At 31.0% G+C, this 17,163-nt stretch carries 15 protein-coding genes; 8 read left to right on the forward strand and 7 right to left on the reverse strand.

Translation table 11 applies throughout. From position 1 onward, the window contains the following. The coding region (locus B0A64_RS25100; RefSeq protein WP_165769776.1) for a hypothetical protein at positions 1–709 on the forward strand (709 nt) is incomplete at its 5' end. A gap of 69 nt (positions 710–778) precedes the next feature. Here the strand turns inward: B0A64_RS25100 and B0A64_RS07550 are convergent. The 3 genes from B0A64_RS07550 to B0A64_RS07560 all read right to left on the reverse strand — a co-directional run bounded on the left by B0A64_RS07550 (position 779) and on the right by B0A64_RS07560 (position 3,415). Beyond that, positions 779–1,768: a DUF4238 domain-containing protein gene (locus B0A64_RS07550; protein ID WP_089478910.1), complete on the reverse strand. Its 990-nt coding sequence runs from the start codon at positions 1,766–1,768 to the stop codon at positions 779–781. A gap of 184 nt (positions 1,769–1,952) precedes the next feature. Further along, positions 1,953–2,552, reverse strand: a complete 600-nt coding sequence (locus tag B0A64_RS07555; RefSeq protein ID WP_089478911.1) for a DUF4240 domain-containing protein — start codon at positions 2,550–2,552, stop codon at positions 1,953–1,955. Positions 2,553–2,722: 170 nt separating this feature from the next. Then, positions 2,723–3,415 (reverse strand): hypothetical protein, encoded by a 693-nt coding sequence (locus B0A64_RS07560; protein WP_123875884.1) that lies wholly within the window; start codon positions 3,413–3,415, stop codon positions 2,723–2,725. Positions 3,416–4,004: 589 nt separating this feature from the next. Here B0A64_RS07560 and B0A64_RS25105 point away from each other — a divergent pair. The 5 genes from B0A64_RS25105 (at position 4,005) to B0A64_RS07580 (ending at position 6,655) form a co-directional block, all read left to right on the forward strand. After that, on the forward strand, positions 4,005–4,181 hold the full coding sequence (locus B0A64_RS25105; protein ID WP_165769777.1) for a hypothetical protein: 177 nt from the start codon (positions 4,005–4,007) through the stop codon (positions 4,179–4,181). Positions 4,182–4,186: 5 nt separating this feature from the next. Next, positions 4,187–4,777 (forward strand): ABC-three component system protein, encoded by a 591-nt coding sequence (locus B0A64_RS07565; protein WP_089478913.1) that lies wholly within the window; start codon positions 4,187–4,189, stop codon positions 4,775–4,777. A 1-nt stretch (position 4,778) separates the two neighbouring features. Then, the gene (locus B0A64_RS07570) at positions 4,779–5,282 is read left to right on the forward strand and encodes an ABC-three component system middle component 5 (protein ID WP_089478914.1); all 504 of its coding nucleotides are present in this window, start codon (positions 4,779–4,781) and stop codon (positions 5,280–5,282) included. After that, entirely contained in the window at positions 5,269–5,862 is a 594-nt protein-coding gene (locus B0A64_RS07575; RefSeq protein ID WP_089478915.1) for an AAA family ATPase, read from the forward strand. The genes B0A64_RS07570 and B0A64_RS07575 overlap by 14 nt, the downstream gene beginning before the upstream one ends. A 133-nt stretch (positions 5,863–5,995) precedes the next feature. Next, entirely contained in the window at positions 5,996–6,655 is a 660-nt protein-coding gene (locus tag B0A64_RS07580; RefSeq protein ID WP_089478916.1) for an IS1 family transposase, read from the forward strand. A gap of 55 nt (positions 6,656–6,710) precedes the next feature. On the opposite strand, the gene B0A64_RS07585 is transcribed toward B0A64_RS07580, so the two are convergent. From B0A64_RS07585 to B0A64_RS07600, 4 genes are all read right to left on the reverse strand, one after another. Beyond that, entirely contained in the window at positions 6,711–7,958 is a 1,248-nt protein-coding gene (locus B0A64_RS07585; protein WP_089478917.1) for a relaxase/mobilization nuclease domain-containing protein, read from the reverse strand. Next, complete coding sequence (locus B0A64_RS07590; protein ID WP_089478918.1) at positions 7,943–8,338, reverse strand: plasmid mobilization protein; 396 nt, start codon at positions 8,336–8,338, stop codon at positions 7,943–7,945. The genes B0A64_RS07585 and B0A64_RS07590 overlap by 16 nt, the downstream gene beginning before the upstream one ends. Before the next feature lie 438 nt (positions 8,339–8,776). Next, a complete protein-coding gene (locus B0A64_RS07595) occupies positions 8,777–11,287 on the reverse strand; it encodes a S8 family peptidase (protein ID WP_089478919.1) in 2,511 nt (836 codons plus the stop codon). Then, on the reverse strand, positions 11,277–12,263 hold the full coding sequence (locus tag B0A64_RS07600; RefSeq protein WP_089478920.1) for an AAA family ATPase: 987 nt from the start codon (positions 12,261–12,263) through the stop codon (positions 11,277–11,279). The genes B0A64_RS07595 and B0A64_RS07600 overlap by 11 nt, the downstream gene beginning before the upstream one ends. 730 nt (positions 12,264–12,993) lie before the next feature. Between B0A64_RS07600 and B0A64_RS07610 the strand changes: the two genes are divergently transcribed. Further along, a complete protein-coding gene (locus tag B0A64_RS07610) occupies positions 12,994–14,934 on the forward strand; it encodes an amidohydrolase (protein WP_089478921.1) in 1,941 nt (646 codons plus the stop codon). 75 nt (positions 14,935–15,009) lie between these two features. Further along, the gene (locus B0A64_RS07615) at positions 15,010–17,085 is read left to right on the forward strand and encodes an FAD-dependent oxidoreductase (protein WP_089478922.1); all 2,076 of its coding nucleotides are present in this window, start codon (positions 15,010–15,012) and stop codon (positions 17,083–17,085) included. The last annotated feature ends 78 nt before the right edge of the window (positions 17,086–17,163 follow it).

Consider the following 17,163-nt stretch of genomic DNA (forward strand, 5'->3'; position numbering starts at 1 on the left):
TAAACCTAAAAATTATAAAGGGATAATAAACGATCACTTTAATTCACTGATAGAAGCAAATAAATTTGAAATAGAATTTGAAAAAAAAGTAGACAATTTTGATGAAGTTAAAAAATATATTGGAGTAAGATTATATAACGAAGAATATGTTGATTATATTGGAAGAGAGTTTACAATTGGAAAAGAATTTGGAGGAGATATTTATTCTATGATTGTATTTGATTTCCCTCATAGTATTTCCAGTATAAAGCCAGAGCAAATAAAAAACTGGGGAAAATCTATAGACGAACTTTTCGAAATTGGAATACAAAATATTAAAGAAAAATATCCACTTACAATAACAAAAGAAGATTTTAATACGTTTGACATTTGGTTTGTAAATTCTGATCATTTTTTTACACCAAACATACTATTTGATATAGAAAACCTCAAAAAGCTTAGTGGTACTAATGGTTTATTGATTGGAATCCCTCATAGACATTCGGCTATAATATATCCAATTGAGAATTTAGAAATCGTAAAAGCTATGAATGGAATTTTTCCAGCAATTCATAATATGAACATCGAGGGGCCTGGTTCTCTTAGTAATAAAGTTTTTTGGTATAAGGATGAAATTTTTACTGAAATTCCATATAAAATTCAAGATGGGAAATTGCAATTTTTTCCTCCAGAAAACTTTCTAAAAATGCTAAACGAACTAAATACTTAAATAAATCACGGACTTAGGCACATCTATAGGCGTGCTGTAAGGCAGATGTAAGAACAAAGCCGTAGTTCTTTACTTTTTTAATTCATCTATTCGTTTCAGAAAATCCGCTATCGATTCAAGTTTTTTATCTTCTTCATGAATAGGGCTTTCAGTTTCTTTTTTAGTTTTTAAGTATGATTCTAAAGCTGTTTTAGAACCAAAAATAAATTTTTCAGAATTATTCATTTGTTGAAAATTTCCGACTAGTTTGTCCATTGTAGAAAAAGCCGCTTTACTAGTCTTTCTAAAAATCAAGTTTTCTTGTCCTGCAATTCCTTCTGGTATTAACATTAAAATGTGTTTATTGTCAAGAGGTAGTTTTAATGTATTCTGCGGATCAAAAGGCATAAATCTTTTTTCGGATAAATTACTTGCTATAACAGGATTATCGCTTGTAACGAATTCATCGCCTTCGTCCAATTTTACGACCATAATTGCGTCATTCTTTAATCTCAAAGGAATTAATTTTAAAGCAACTTCTAATTGAGCGAGAATCATTCCGGGCTGTCTTTCGTCATTGTAATCTTTCGTAAATTCTTCCAATGTTCTTCCAGCAATCGATATTTTTTCACCTTCAAATGTGAAATAATCTTTGCCTGTTTGCTTACAAAGAAGGAAAACTTGATCAAAAACTCGACTCATCAAACCCCTACTTGCATTTACCCATTTGGTTGTTCGATAATACATCGTTACAACAGTTGAAATTATTAATTCTCTTTCAGCTTGTGAGATTTTGTTTTTCTCCGAATCAATTAATATATTGTAAATCGTGTTATAGTGTTGCTCAAATTCGTCTGAGTAAAATTTTTCAACGGCCATCTTTTGTTCAATGCTTTTTCCAGGTAACGTATAAAGATTTCTTTCAATAGCAATATTTTTGATATTAGTCTCAAAAATCTTATGAGCCGTTTCTTCGTTACTTGGTAATACAGAAATAGTATATTCTTGCCCCTTTTCAACAGCGAAATGTTTCAAATAAGTTCTGGGAACAAAGTGTTGTCTTTTTACTAAATCTGCCATAATGCTCAATTTTAATTGATTGATAATAGTGTTACGCCTAATATTCTGGTACTACAGCGGGTTGGGAATTAAATTGAGACCTATTTTCGGATTTTTCAAATCATTCCAAACGCAAAACAAACTATCCATTAAGCCAATTGCATAAATCCGTTGTAGTAGTTGTTTATGGTCGTTGTTTTCTCTATTAAATGTTATCCGGATATTTAGCATAAAGTTTAGGAAACAAATTTTTCAAGTCATTCCCATCTTCTTCCCATTCATTTCCAGTCGTATTATGGTTTTCTTGAAACGAATAAGGCATTTTTTGTCCCGTTAATTCTTCAAAAATTGTTCCTGCGACATAGCCTAAGCCTTCCCAATCACAGTCTTCAATTTTTTCAGTTTCAACTTCTACAAGAGTTTCAGGATTTTTAATTGTTTTATTATAGAAGTCTTTACCCTGTCCAATTACCCATTCTCTAAAATCATTAAAACTATCATCTCCGCATCCACCGTGAATAATATAAATTGCCCCCCAAAGTTCCCAAGTGTTAGCTAAACCTCTATAGCTTCTAAATCGGTTCCCAAATAAAATAATTTCGTCAGGAGTTAATTTGCGAAGTTCATTTGCTAATGCTAGTTGCTGTAATTCAAAATTGTCTTTTGAATTGTCTTTTGTTATTTTAATTATTGACCAAAATTCTTCTTCCTCCATTAATTCATCTGAGGATACAAAATTTGTAAATTTAGGTTTTTCAACTTTTATATTTTTTTTTCCTCCAAAGAGTTTATCAAATATTCCCATAGATATTTTTTTAGTGTAATTTCTGTTTACAATGACCGTCAACGTTCTGGCCCTTGGCGAGGTTGCGAGCTTCGGAACTTTTTATTTTCGGTTAAAGATAAAATTTCTTGCGAAATGTAAATGTGATTTTACTACAAAATTCGCAATCTCGCCAAACGGCTTAGCAGTTGTTATTTTAATTGAGTAAATTCTGTTAAGCATTTTTCAATTTTCATTTTAAAGATATTTTCATCACTTTCTTTTCTATCTTTTCCTTCCCTGTGAGAAGCTAAACATAAATAATAATTAATGTCATTTTCGGTTCTATAAATTAACCATTCACCTTTTAAATCTTTATTTGAAATTGCCTTTTGATGCATTTCATTTGCAATAGCAGATAAATTTTCAACATTATACTTTTTAACGATTTCTTCAAATTCGTTACTTTTTTCATTCCTAATTGTTCCCTTTTTGAACCAAAATTCTTTTATATTTCTAACTAGTGAATATCCTAAACTAGAAAATGGACTAAGATGAATATGTAGATAAGGTTTTAAAAGTTCACCTGTAAAAGGTAAACCGATAATTTTTTTGTTTTCTAAGTTTTCAATTAAATTTAGTATTTCAGGGGTATTAAAATACTCAACTTTATCTCCAAATTTCTCTCCGTAATTAGCTTTGTGAAATGAAAGTTGTTCAATTAATATTTTACTACAAAATCCTTTTGATAATTTAATTTTTAATCTCTCTCTTATGTCGTTTTCACAAGATGAAAGTAGTCCATTATCAATTTCTATAAGTTCAGTTTTTTCAAGAGTTATATTTCTTTGATTTTCATGTTCTGAAAGATGATTAAATATAATTGTAGATATTTCTTTTATCATTTGTTGCATAAGTTCTTGAATTCTACTGATTTTGTGTATAATAACTGCTAACTTGTTTGTATAAATGATAAAACTAGATAAAATTATCGGAAATGAGTTAGATATTTATGACTTTTAATTTAATTCACAAAAGTCTATAAATCAAGAACCTTGTATTGTAATATTTTGAAGCCGAATAACTGGATAATGAATCTGGTCGTTAGTTTTTTTTATGTCTAGTGGCTTTATGCAGAATAAAAATAAAGTATAAATACGTATTGTGTAATACTATGGAATTCATTTTCTTGTTACGGTTTTCCATAATGAGATAATAGATTTATTGACGTTATTTGTTTTCATATCTACGTTAATTGTTGAAGGTGTTTTTTTAATTTGAAGACACTTATTATGGAAAATGTTCAAGTAATTAATCATAGTAACGGATTCGATATAATATGGCTTGCCATTTGTAATAAATATTTTATATTAGCAGAAATGAGAAGTCTATTTTAAAACACAATTTTCACCTATTTTGGATTAATTAACCTATTCAATGATTGGTATAAATTAGTAGATTGGAATACTTATAAATCACACAAACAAAGAACTTATGGAATTTATAACGGAAAATTTAAAAGTAATAATTTTAGCATTAATTGCTGTATTTGCTGGAATTGCAATTACACTTAACATCAAAAAAAGTTCAAAAAAGAAAAACACAAATAAGGTCAATCAAAAAGGAAATCGCGTTGGTGGTGATATGGCTGGTAGAGATATAAATAAATAATTTGTATGTCGAATGATGAAAATCTAAATGGAGTTACCCAATCTGATAATGTTTTAGAAAATGGTGATTTAGCTGGTCGTGATATAATAAAACCCGTTTATAATATTGGTAGAATAACCTTTGGAGGTCAATCACAACTTGAAAAATTATATGAAAGACTTGAAAAAGAAAAAAACGAATCTGCAATTTTTAGCGAAATTGTAGATGAACTTTTGCATTTTAAAAATAATGCTGACGACAAAGGGTTTATCGGTTTAGAAAAAAAATTACAGAATGGAAATAGACTTACTTATTTACATTTTGCAGAAACTTCAAAAGAAAAGTTCGCAAAAAAACTTTTGAAAAATGAGCATTCAGAAACTGCCCAATTAATTTATGCATTTTTACTTGCAAAAGTTTATTCAAGTTATCAAACAAATATATATCCAAGAATTTCAGAAGGACTATCCGAAGAGTTTATAAACCAACTCATTGCAGAATATATAATTAAACCATTAGAAGATATACTTGGAGATAACTTATTACGGATCTACGATGATGAAATAAATGGAATGATTTATTTTCTAACCGGAAACTGTCATATAAAATGGAATTAGTATGTTAATATACAATCAAGCCTACGACTTATATCATACAATGTTTAGAATTTTACAAATAACTGAAAAGACAAAAGAAAATCTTGAGGTAGATAAATTAAGAATTCTAGATTTTTATTTAGCATTTCCTACAGAACTTTTAGAAATAAAAAGTTTTCAAGGATTTAAAAAATACGAAAAATACATAAAAGCTGAAAGCAATAATTATGAACGTATAATTGACAGAAAGCGACTCTTCTTTAAAATGGAAAACATACAGATTTTGGCAATTAAAGCATTAATCTCATATGGCTTATTTGATGCAGATGAATTTAAAAACGGAATAATAAAAAGAACTGATTCTAGTCTTGCTGAAAAACTTTCAATAAGAGTAAATCAAGCAAATGAAGAAAATCCTAATCTTATAACTCTAATAACGGGACCTTTGGCATCAATGAATCTTTATGGTCATTTAGGATTAAAAGTTAGAACAAATTTAATTGAATTTAAGTATGACGCAATATAATCCTTTTCTTAAATTAAATCGGTTAGTAATCTTTACTTTAACTGGTAAAAAAGCATACGATGAACTATTTCACGATGGCGTCAATATTATTAGAGGGCATAACAGTGCAGGTAAATCAACAATAGGCAATTTTATTTTCTTTGTTCTTGGCGGTGATTTTAAAAAATGGACGAAATCAGCTACTTTATGTGGTGATGTTTATGCTGAAGTTGTAATAAACACGGAACCAATAACCATAAAAAGGACTGTTTCTGTTTCGGGTAATCAACCAATGTCAATCTTTTGGGGAACTTACGAGGAAGCAATAAAATCAAACAGCGAAGGTTGGCAGATATTTCCATATCGAAGAACTGAAAGTAAAAAAAGTTTTTCAAATGCATTATTTCTTTCTTTGGGTTTTCCTGAATTAAGAGGTGATGTTGATAGTAACATAACAATGCATCAAATTTTGAGATTGTTATATATCGATCAAAAAAGTCTAACCTTGGACTTATTAATGACCGATTCGTTTGATTCTGCAATTACAAGAAAAACAATGGTAGTGTATCAGATTAGGTGTTTTTACATATTAGCAATTTAACTGCCTGAAAGAGAATAAAAATTTATGATTTTTGAATAGTAAAAGAGACGACCTGATGGTCGTCTCTTCTGTTTTTAATATTTTAAAAAGCCTTAAAAAGCTTTTGTTGTACCTTAGTGTATCAAATTAGGTCATGAAAATAAAATGTAGTTTTTGCAATGGTAAATGCATAAAGAATGGATTTCAATCCAACGGAAACCAAAGATATAAATGCTGTGTGTGTCAAAAGCGACAACAGTCTGACTATGGTTATAATGCATACAAAAGTAATATCAATCAAAACATAATTTTGTTCACCAAAGAAGGTTTAGGGATAAGAAGTACTGCACGATTATTAAAAATTTCAACGACAACATTGTTGAAAAGAATTGTATCAATTGCCAGAAAAATTAATCAGCCGATTATAAGCAAAGGTAAAACTTATGAAGTTGATGAAATGTGTACTTACATTAGCAATAAGCGAAATTTTATCTGGCTGGTTTATGCATTGGACAAGAATTCTAGAACTGTTGTGAGTTTTAATGTTGGCAAACGAACCAACAAAACCCTAAGCCGTGTTCTGGATACTTTAAAACTATCTGAAGCTAAAAAGATATTTACAGACAGATTAAAAAACTACAGATATCTGATTGATGAGAAACTGCATTCTGTTAAACGTTTTGGCACCAATTATATTGAGAGAAAAAATTTGACACTTAGAACTCATCTCAAACGACTAAATCGACGGACAATCTGCTTCAGCAAAAGTTTAGTAGTTTTTACGGCTATCTTAAAGATTTACTTTTGGATTTAAGCTGTCAACAGAATAGATGTTAAGTTAAGGATGAATTAATCCATCCTTAACTTAATTAAATACGTTTTCGCAATCTTCTTTTTTTCTTTTGTTTAAGTTGATTTGGTATGTAATCATTAGAATTTTCAGCACGCAGCAAAATATCAAGTGGATTAATATTTAAAATAGGTTCTAATTCCAATTTTTGTGTATTTTCAGAAGCAGTTAAAATCGATTTTTGATAATAATGGTTTTGATTTGTAAGATTGTTTGCCTCACAACGTTCCAAAATTCCTTTTGCACTGTATTGTTTTCCAAGACTACTTCCGTTAAAAATACATTTAGTTTTATGATCGACAAAAGTAATTCCGTAAAGCTGTCCGTCCTTGCTCGTTCTCAAAATCGTATGAATGCCCTGCTTTTTTAATTTTTCTGCTAACTGTTCGGGAAATTTAAATGTTTCATTAATGAAAGTCTCTCTAATAACAGATCTAACATGTCTTTTATGAGACTCTTTTTTTACAGCATTAATTTTAAATCTTTCTTCTAGAAATTTCAAAGTCGGTGTGCTGTAAAAGTCGCTTGCCTTAATTGGTACTCCAACTGGTTTACAATCTTTGTCAAGTATTTTGTAAAGAAGTCCTTTGTTTTTAAAAACTCTGGATTCTTCACTTCCTCTATCGGCGTGAACATTATATTGGTTTAAAACGGCATTGAGTTCCGGAAGACTTGAATATTTATAGTCAAATAGAATCTTGTTTAAAATACCATTAATCGCTTTTTTGGACTCTGCTTTTCCGTATTGAATACTGCCAGTAACAACAGGCTGTAAAGAAAATTGTTCCTTTATATTTCTCCCTTCGGCTTTTACAAGTCCGAATTTTTCTTCTATTTCTTTTCTTGCGGGTTCTGATTTTCTAATTCCTAATAAATGGAGATCAATCCTTTTTCCATCTCTTTGAATATTGTTTGTAATCAAGTGCAGATGTGGATGTCCTGCATCATAGTGCTGATAAACCAGATAGGGCTGTTTTCCGAATCCAATTTTTTCCATGTAAATTTTCGCAATTTCATTAAGCTTCTCTTTTGAATGACTTTCCGAAGGATCAAAATTTAATGAAATGTGTACAGCGTTTCGCTTAACGTTTTCGTTAAGCGACGCCTGTTTAACAAACCGATTAAGTTTTAAAGTAAAATTAAGCCTCTCGAGTTCAAGGGGAAAGGTGACAGCACTGATGCATTCTGCTTTTCCTTCTTTTACTTTTATCTCATTGTAGTTTAAAATACGCTGTACTGAATGACTGGTTTTTATAACTGTAACCATTGCTCCGAAAATTTTTGGGATTGTAATTTGATTTCCTCCATTTTTTCAAACAGTTTTAATTTCTGAATTTCAAAGTCTGTTAACTGATTTTTTAATTCAGATATCATTCTGAGTGAATTCATCTTTTTGGAAATCTGATTGATATTGTTTCCAATGGAGTTAAGTTCGCAGTTAAGAGTCATTATTTCTTCGATATATTCATCAAAAGAAGCATTCCGATAAGTAGTTACAATTGGTTTGTTAAATAAGTGCCTTCTCATGTGGTCACTTAGTTTTCGGCATGTGCTTGCTCTAAATCTCTTTTCCAGTTCGGCATACTCCAAAGGAGTGAATCGCAGTCCTACGATTCGTGTTCTGTTTGAATTTTCTCTTTTCATCATTTTTCATTTTCATTGTTTTCAAACTCTTTTTCTTTTAGTGTCTCCACCACCGAGTTCCGAGGTAAAGGGTGGCAAGATAGGCGGTTGTTTAACAACCGTTCATCTTGCTGATTGCAGGAACGTGGCAATCTTTGGAGATTTTTTAAAAGTCAGCAACTAATTTAATGCTAATTTTTGAATTTATCATGTTCAAAATATGGGCATGATGGCTGTAGGCTGTTACAATAAATAAATACTTAAAAAAAGAAAAAGGGAAAAAAGAAAGCATTCTTCAATTGGACAAACAGACAGTTGATGTGCTATAAGTCCCGAAGGGCGGTTTTTGAGGAACGAGGAAAGCGTTATGCGCACTTCTCTGGCTGTGTCCTATAATTTTGCATTACTTTTTTTCTTTTATGAGGAATAAATATGTTTTACAAGAAATTTCAAAATTATTTATTAAACATTAACACCGATTTGATTAACCACCGGTGTGTATAAATCAACAGCAGTTTCATTAGTTTCAATATTAATTATAATACTGTATCTAACTTTTTGATTAAATTTATTTTGTCTTTTAAGATTTTTATACCAACCATTGCGCGGAAAGACAGCTAAGCAATTTCTTTCAGACATTTCCCTTCCAGAGACAGTAATAAAATCTTTTCTTATCGATCCTTTTAAACTTGAGTTGCCAATTGACCAACTGACACCTGTTCTTTTTACTTTGTTATCCTTTGTTTCGTTTTGTGGTTTAGAGATTCTATTAGTAAAAGTTAAAATATCTTCATTTCGATTAATAAGTTCAAAATCTAATTGATGAGAATGATATTGATAGTGATTTGAAAATTTTCTAGAGCCTGGATTAGGCTCTATGTAATAAGATAAAGTAACTTTTAATGTTACATCTTGAGATTCCAGACCTTCCAAGGCTTCTACTGGCCAAGGTAGAGTGAAGAGATGAAACTTATCATATGCCCCCTTTGAGCCAGTTTTTTTATATGGCTGAATAGTACGTTCCGCAATTAAAGTTAAACTATTGTTGGCGCTAAAAATTGCTTTTTCTATGCTTGGAACACCATAGCCTACAGTCCTTAATAACCTTCTATATTTTTGAGGCTTTGTTAAATGATTCAGATCTTGCGAATCTAGCATTGCCTTTGTCCAATTTGCAGAATGAATTATTAAAGCTCTAACAGTTTCTGGCCATAAATCGGGATATTGCGATCTAATTTGAGCTGCCATTTTAGAAGCAAGACCAGCCGCACCGCTTGTCTGTCCAAAATTAGTAAATATATTAGTTCTATAATCGGAAAAATTCTTATGTAAGGAAATTACATCTAAATTCTCATGTTGTTGAGTATATGTTCCGTCAGTAGCTAAATTTCCGCCCTCAAAAACAACATCAGGTTTGTTTGGCCAATGCGAATCAAATTCTAAAGAAGTGGAATTACTTGGTGCCATAGTTCCTGAATTAACAAGAGGTCCTAGTCCATTTAAAATATCGTTTAATTTATCTTTTCTGGTATAAGTCCCAATAGTAATTGCATTGTAGGCTTGTGCTGGATCTTGAATTACTTCTTGACAATTTAAAATTGGGAAATCGTTATGATTATTGATTTCAATGTTTCCACCGCTTATAATAAATAATTGTGGATCATCATTTTTTCCAAAACAAATTTCATCAATTGCACCTGAAGATGAAGAAGGTCTGCCTTTGAATAAATTTTTACGTGTTACAGTCAAACAAAATATTCTTAAGTTATTTGGATTATAAATTACTGGTGTACTTGTAGCACTTTTAAAAATATCACCATCCAATTCTGGATTATTTAAGGTAGAGTGGTGATAGACTTTATATGATTCCAATCCATAGTTAATAGAAATTCTATGTGATGTCCCGAGTAATTCACTTAAATCACCATATAGAACTAAGCCTGCCACTCCAGTCCCATGTCCTTCGGACGGATGCGAATCTTGGACTCCCCATGATTCGTTATATGTGTATAAATTTTCAGATGGTAGAAACCGATTGATTAATGGGTGTAAATTGTTTACACCACTATCTAAAAGACATACAACAACACTTTTAGCATCAGTTGTAAAATCAATTCTATCAAGCAGATCTTGTAAATATTCTTGCTTTGTACTTATTGTAATATCTTGATGTAAAATAAAATCAGCTATCTGCGAGGGGCTTCTAAGTTCTGATAAGTTTCCAATCAAAAGAAGTGCTTGAGAAAGTTGATCAGAAGTTCCTTTAACCAATTTAATTAAATGGTCAGTAAGGTCTAATGTAGCATTGCCGATTATGCATCCAACTAATTCTAAATTTGTTAAAGCCTCAGATAAATGATTTGGATTGTCAGTTTTTCTAAACCAAACTTCCCACCAAACATTTTCATTTTCGTTTGGAAAAGGAATTTCAGGTGAATCAACCCAAAAAGCTTTTAACGTAGCAATTTCAATATTGCTTATATTATTTAGTAAATTTTGATTATTTCGAACTCCAGTATCTACTTTTTCACCTGTAATTTTATCTTTTTTTAAACGGTTACCGTTTAAATACGATTTTATTTTTTTAATAAAACTTGCAATGGCTTTTTCGTTAACTAAAACTACTAGTGTATATCTATATTGTTCTGACTCACTTTGAATTCTAGTTTCTTTCTTTATATTTAGTAAGTGGAAACCACTTGTGTCAAAACTATCAAAGAATAATTCGTACCCCCATTCAGAAGTGAATTCGACATATACAATTTCTTCGGACATCAGAGCTAAGTCTAATGTGTTATTAGAATTATCAAGAGTATTTTTTATCTCGTTCACTTTATTCAATAAGTAATTGCCATGCAAAGACCATTCTCTAATTAAGGGAATTGATTTACTCTTTATTACAACAGTTTTAGGATAAGTATATTGAAGATTTTCAAAATGACCAGCAAATTTGATATGTGGTTTAACGGCCATTTATTACATTACGTTTAATTAAATTTTCTTCTAGAATTGATAGATCCAATTTTTCACTACTTGAAAGGATCATATCTTTTATTGTATCTTCACAAGATTTTACAATTTCAGAATAGCTTAGGCCAATTGCAATATTTGAAAGATCTTTATATTTAACCTCATTTGTGAAGGAAAAATTCCCAATCATTTTTTTTATAGTATCAATGATATGTCTCTCATCAGGTAAAGGATATTTTACAATTTCATCGAACCTTCTGAAAAGTGCGATATCTAAAGATTCTGGCAAATTAGTAGCAGCAATAATTATACTATTACTTTTATCTTTCTCTATATTTATTAGAAAAGAATTCAAAACTCTCTTTATTTCTCCAACATCTTGTCCCTGATTTCTATGTGATCCAATAGAGTCAAATTCATCAAATAAGTAAACTGCTCTATGATCAGCCATTGCATCAAAAATTAACCGTAGCTTTGCAATAGACTCTCCTAAAAATTTTGACATTAGTCCATCTAATCTAATTATATATACAGCAAGCCCTAGTTCACCAGCAATTGCTTGTGCAGTCATAGTCTTTCCCGTACCTGGAGCGCCAGTTAAAAGCAATTTTCTTTTTGGTTCTAAGTTATGAGATTGAAGGAGTTTCCACTTTTCCTGCTCTCGTATTAATTTTTTGAGAGGGATTTCAATGCTTGAGTCTAAAATCATGTCAGCAAGTTTGATTTTTGGTTGAAAAACCTCTATCAATTCCTGTAATTCTCTTTTGGGTAAATTTAAACTAACAGCTTTCTGGTTAACAACATCTAAAGATCTTTCTTTTTTAGCACTATCAATAAGTTTTTTTAAATCAAGAGCAAATGTAGTATGTCCCTTTCTGGCTTCAGTGGCTGCAATTTGTAAAGCCGTAGAGAAAAAGCGACTTTCGTCACTATTTCCAAACGATTTTATTAACGATTTTATTTGATCTGCTGCTGCCATTTTTTGTATATATATTACGCGAATATAACTGAAATTCTATGATATAATTCAATTAAAAAGCAAAAGCTATATTATTTTTTAAGAAGCTTCTCCTATTGTTTAATTTTGTTTTTACCTAGGCACAAATTTTTTTTCTTAACAACTTCATTTAAGATCTCTTAAAAAAGTTTATTTCTCTTTTAATAATTTCTCTAAAATATTAATATGTTCATCTTTAGCCTTCAAAAGTTCTAAATTTAATCTTTTAATTTCGTCTAAAGCCTCTATCCATTTTTAAAATGTATTTATTTTAGCGACTATTTTTCTCATTCATACTAGAAAATTTCTCATTCATAACATTAAATTTGTCATTTATGTCATTTATGTTATTCTTCATCGAATCAAATAGTAGTTTTGTTTCAGAAAGCAAACATTGTGCAATAAATTAGGGAGCTCTCAAGATTTTTATGTAAAAGAATACTTAAGGGATAGTAGAATAATCAAATTCCATTTTAAAACAATTATTTCATTTTTTAACATTAGATCTACATTTTAAAAATAAGAGATTTTAATTTATATGAAGCTTATTTTATTGTAAATCAAGTTGATTGAACTTAAATAATATCATAATTAAAATTGGTATTTACAAAGGATAAAAGAGATTTTTAATGAGTGTTGTTGTTTAAAATCTTGTCTACACAATAATTTGCAGAATTAATAATATAAATAATTAACAGATAAATACAAAATCATGAAAAATAAACATGCAGAAGGATTACAGTGTTCTTGTTGTAGCCCATTATGGAAAACACTATTGCCCAATACAAATAAAATGAATATTATGACTGATAAAAATAATGAGTCAGGAAAATATTCATTTCACAAAGATCTCATTTTTCGCACTGGAGTGAATGAAGATAATGCAGGAAACAAACAAATTGGATACATTCAGACCATAGAAGGAGGAAAAGATGTAATGGTAGAAGCTATAGCTATATCTAAAGGTAAAATAGTTGCAACAGGTACTTATAAAAATGTTGTCGCCCAAATGCTCCCAGGAACCTCGGAAAAAATTATAGATGGTGGGAAAATTTTATTACCAGGATTTATTGAACCACATCTTCATATTATATCCTCTGCGGTTTTTAAAAAAGCTACAGATGTGAGTCCTTTTAGCAGACAAGATTTAAGATCCAACATAGCTGAAACAGAAGAAGGTAAGTACAGTCGGAAATGGGTAGTCGAAGAATTGAAAAAGAAAGTAACAAACGACAAGAACGTATGGATTATTGGCAGAAATGCTGATCCTTCCTTGTTTGAAGGCTCAGATAAAGAGTTTAATGCAGTTATATTAGATAGAATATCAACAGCACAACCTGTATTTATTTTGAATTCTTCCATGCATTTGGCATATATCAATACTGTTGCAATTGAATTAATGAAAGATCAATTTCCAGAAACTTTTGTAAATCCAAATGGTATTCTAAAAGAAGTTGCAGGGATTAAACCTGTATTGAAACTTATTGAAAAGAATATAAATATAAATCCTGTTGTTGCCATAGCAAAATTGAAAGAGGAGGTTAAAGAAATTTTTAAAGAAGCCAGTAAGACAGGAGTTACCTATGTACATGACTGTGGAGTAGAACCTTATGAATACAACCCCAATGGAGGGGAACCTGATTTTGATCAACCAAAATTTTTAGAATATTTAGCCAATCAGGAAAATTGCCCTGTTCGTATAGGTGGCGCTTTAGTAGCGCTATCGCTAGATAAATTTAATACTACTATTGAGGGAAAATATAAACCTAATAAAGGTAACAATAAATTCAATTTGGCATATATTAAACTCATTGGCGATGGCTCCAATCAAGGACTTACAGGCTATCAGTACACCCCTTATGTTTGCAATGAAAATTATCAACCTTATGATATAAGTTGTTGCCACAACCAAAATAATACAGGTGTATTTAATTTTGGTTATCCAATAGAGTTTAATGCCTTGGTTAGCAAAGCCAAATCAAATAACTGGCCTGTGATGATTCATGCCAACGGAGACCATGCTATAGACCGAACAATTAATGCTTTTAAATTAGCTGGAATAAATAAAAGCACTATAAATACTAGAAGAGACCGAATAGAACATGCTTCTTTATTAACAGATAAAAATTTGGAAGACATGCAAGAATTAGGGCTTTCGCCAAGTTTTTTAATCGGACACGTAGGTTATTGGGGGTGGGTTTTTCAGCAAACTATTTTTGGTAAAGAAAAAGCAAATCTTCTTGATAGATGTCATAGTGCTTTACAGGACGGTATGCGAATAACTTTTCATAGTGATAATAGTGTTACACCATTAGGACCATTGCGTATGATGGAACAAGCAATTGGAAGAGTGATGGAAGGTGCTCCTAGAAGTTTAGACCCTCAGGTGCTTAATGAAACAGAATGTGTTACAAGATTTCAGGCATTAAAAGCTATGACATACGATGCTGCATGGCAGTGTCATGCAGATCAATGGGTAGGCTCATTGGAGGTTGGGAAATGTGCCGACTTTGTAATCCTATCGGAATCGCCATTAACCTATTTTAATAAAGAAGGAGTGAATTCTGTTGCAGGGATGAGAAATATACCTGTGTTGGAAACATGGAAAGATGGGAGAAAAGTGATGGATTTACAAGATGATAATCTTTTTTGATATATAATACCATTGTATAAAATATAAAAAAACAGAAACTAATTAAAATTATAGTAGACTAGACAAATCCAAACCATGGAAGAACATTTATTAACTCAAATCAGTCAGAACAGAGAAGCAGATTTTAATGTTTTAACAGTTCAACTCAAAGTTTACAATAACACAAATCAAGTCTTAACGAAAAGAAAAGATTCAGATAAAAATAAGTACGACTTAGATTTTCCTGAGAAAATTGACGCTCATAGCGAGGTGAATTTTTGTCTTAGAAGTGAAGTTAAAGATAAGAAAATAGATAGTTCTGTTTATTATGAAAATGAATATGGTACTGTAGAACTCACAATATACAAAACCTCTAACCAATTTGAATCTAGTGTTAATGCGATTGCAAAAAATGATTTGGTTGATGATGTTATAGTATTAAAGAATACGAAGTTCGAGTTGGATGCAAAAGTGATTATAGCCGAAAGTCTTGTAACGGTTAATATGCGAAATGTGTATCATTTTCTCAATGAATTGAAAGGACATATTGACGGAGACCAAATAGAAATGGGAGGGGGTAATCTGTTTGATATGATTAATTACGCAAAGGCATGTCAAATTTTTAATACACGCTTACAACTTAGACCTTTTGTAATTATTTATTGTACCTCAAGCGAAGAGGTACAGCTGGTTTACAAGAGAGCAATAAGTAATAATTTAGCAATTCGAGTAAGGTCGGGAGGGCATGATCATGAAGGAGAATGTTCTGAAACAGATACTATTTTGATTGATTTATCACGAATGAATAAAGTAGAAGTTGATCAGAAAAGCGGGATTGCAACTATTGGACCAGGTAATCGATTTGAAAGATTGACTACTTTATTAGCCGAGCAAAAAGTGATGATTCCGCATGGAACTTGTGCAACTGTCGGGATTGCTGGCTTTACATTTGGGGGCGGTTGGGGACCTTGGACACGCTCAAAAGGAATGTGTTGCGAGCGATTGGTGGGTGCTACAATCATACTCGGTGATGGAAGTGTTAAAGAATTATCAGAAGATGGAGACATGCAAGCCAGAGAACTATTATGGGCATTAAAAGGCGGAGGCGGTTTTAGTTATGGCATAGTAACCGAGTTGAGATTACAAACTTTCGAACTACCTCGTGAGCTTATTAGATTTGAGATTGAATGGAATAAATATGAATTAGATCCTGATACAAAACAGCTAAAAATAGTATCAGAGAACACCTTGCCAACTATACAATTTCTTAAAGAATGGGAAGCTGTAATAAATGCAAATAGGAATGTAGAAAGTAATGTAAATCATTTGAGTTCGAATGAGAAGCTAATTGGTACTAATCTGAAAATTTCAGCCATACCTTCTACTGAAAATTTTGATGCAAACACAGTCATTCATAATTGTATAATGTATGGTTATTGGGAAGGAAATGAGAAGGATCTCTCCAAATTTATTGAAAAGAATTTCAAGAATCCACAAACCTATGATTTTAGAATTACTGATATCGCAGGAAAAAAAACGAATAAAGCCTATGGATTGAATATGATGAGTAACTGGGATAGGGAATCTTTTCATACTGTAAAACTATTATTAAAAGGGGGAGTTCAAGAAAAATCATCAAAAAGCCGTCCTATATCTCCAGATTTAGAAAACCCTGCACCCCACAAAATCACTTCCTGCCTAGTAGATGCTCAGGGTCTAGGATCAAAGGGACACGAAGCCTTAATACGCAGTTTAACTTCGCCATTGATATTAGATGGAAATAGAGAGATGGGATTATTTACTTACATCACCTTAGGCGCTATTTCGGGAGTGTTTTATCAAGATGCAACAAAAGAATTAGAAAGTGCATTTCCTTACAAAGACAAGCAATACACCATTCAATATCAAACCTGGTGGAATGAATCTTTAGAAAGAAAAGAGGAAGGACTAGACAATATTGTGTATGACAGAATCAATCGAGCATTAGATTGGATGCAAGTTTGCCGAGATTTTAATATTCCCAATACATCTGGTGCTTTCATTAGTTTTAAAGACAGTTCTATTCCTACCGAAATTTATTTTGATACCAGTTATGAAAGATTAAAAGAGATTAAAAAGAAATATTCTATGGATAAACTCAATCACTTTAGAACAAGAAAAACAATTATTTAAGTGTAGAAGAAAAAAGACAAGAAATACTGTTGAAATTAAATCATTGTTTCTTAAAAAGGGCTTCATTATAATCATTCA

The sequence above is a fragment of the Flavobacterium araucananum genome (assembly GCF_002222055.1).
Lineage (GTDB): Bacteria > Bacteroidota > Bacteroidia > Flavobacteriales > Flavobacteriaceae > Flavobacterium > Flavobacterium araucananum.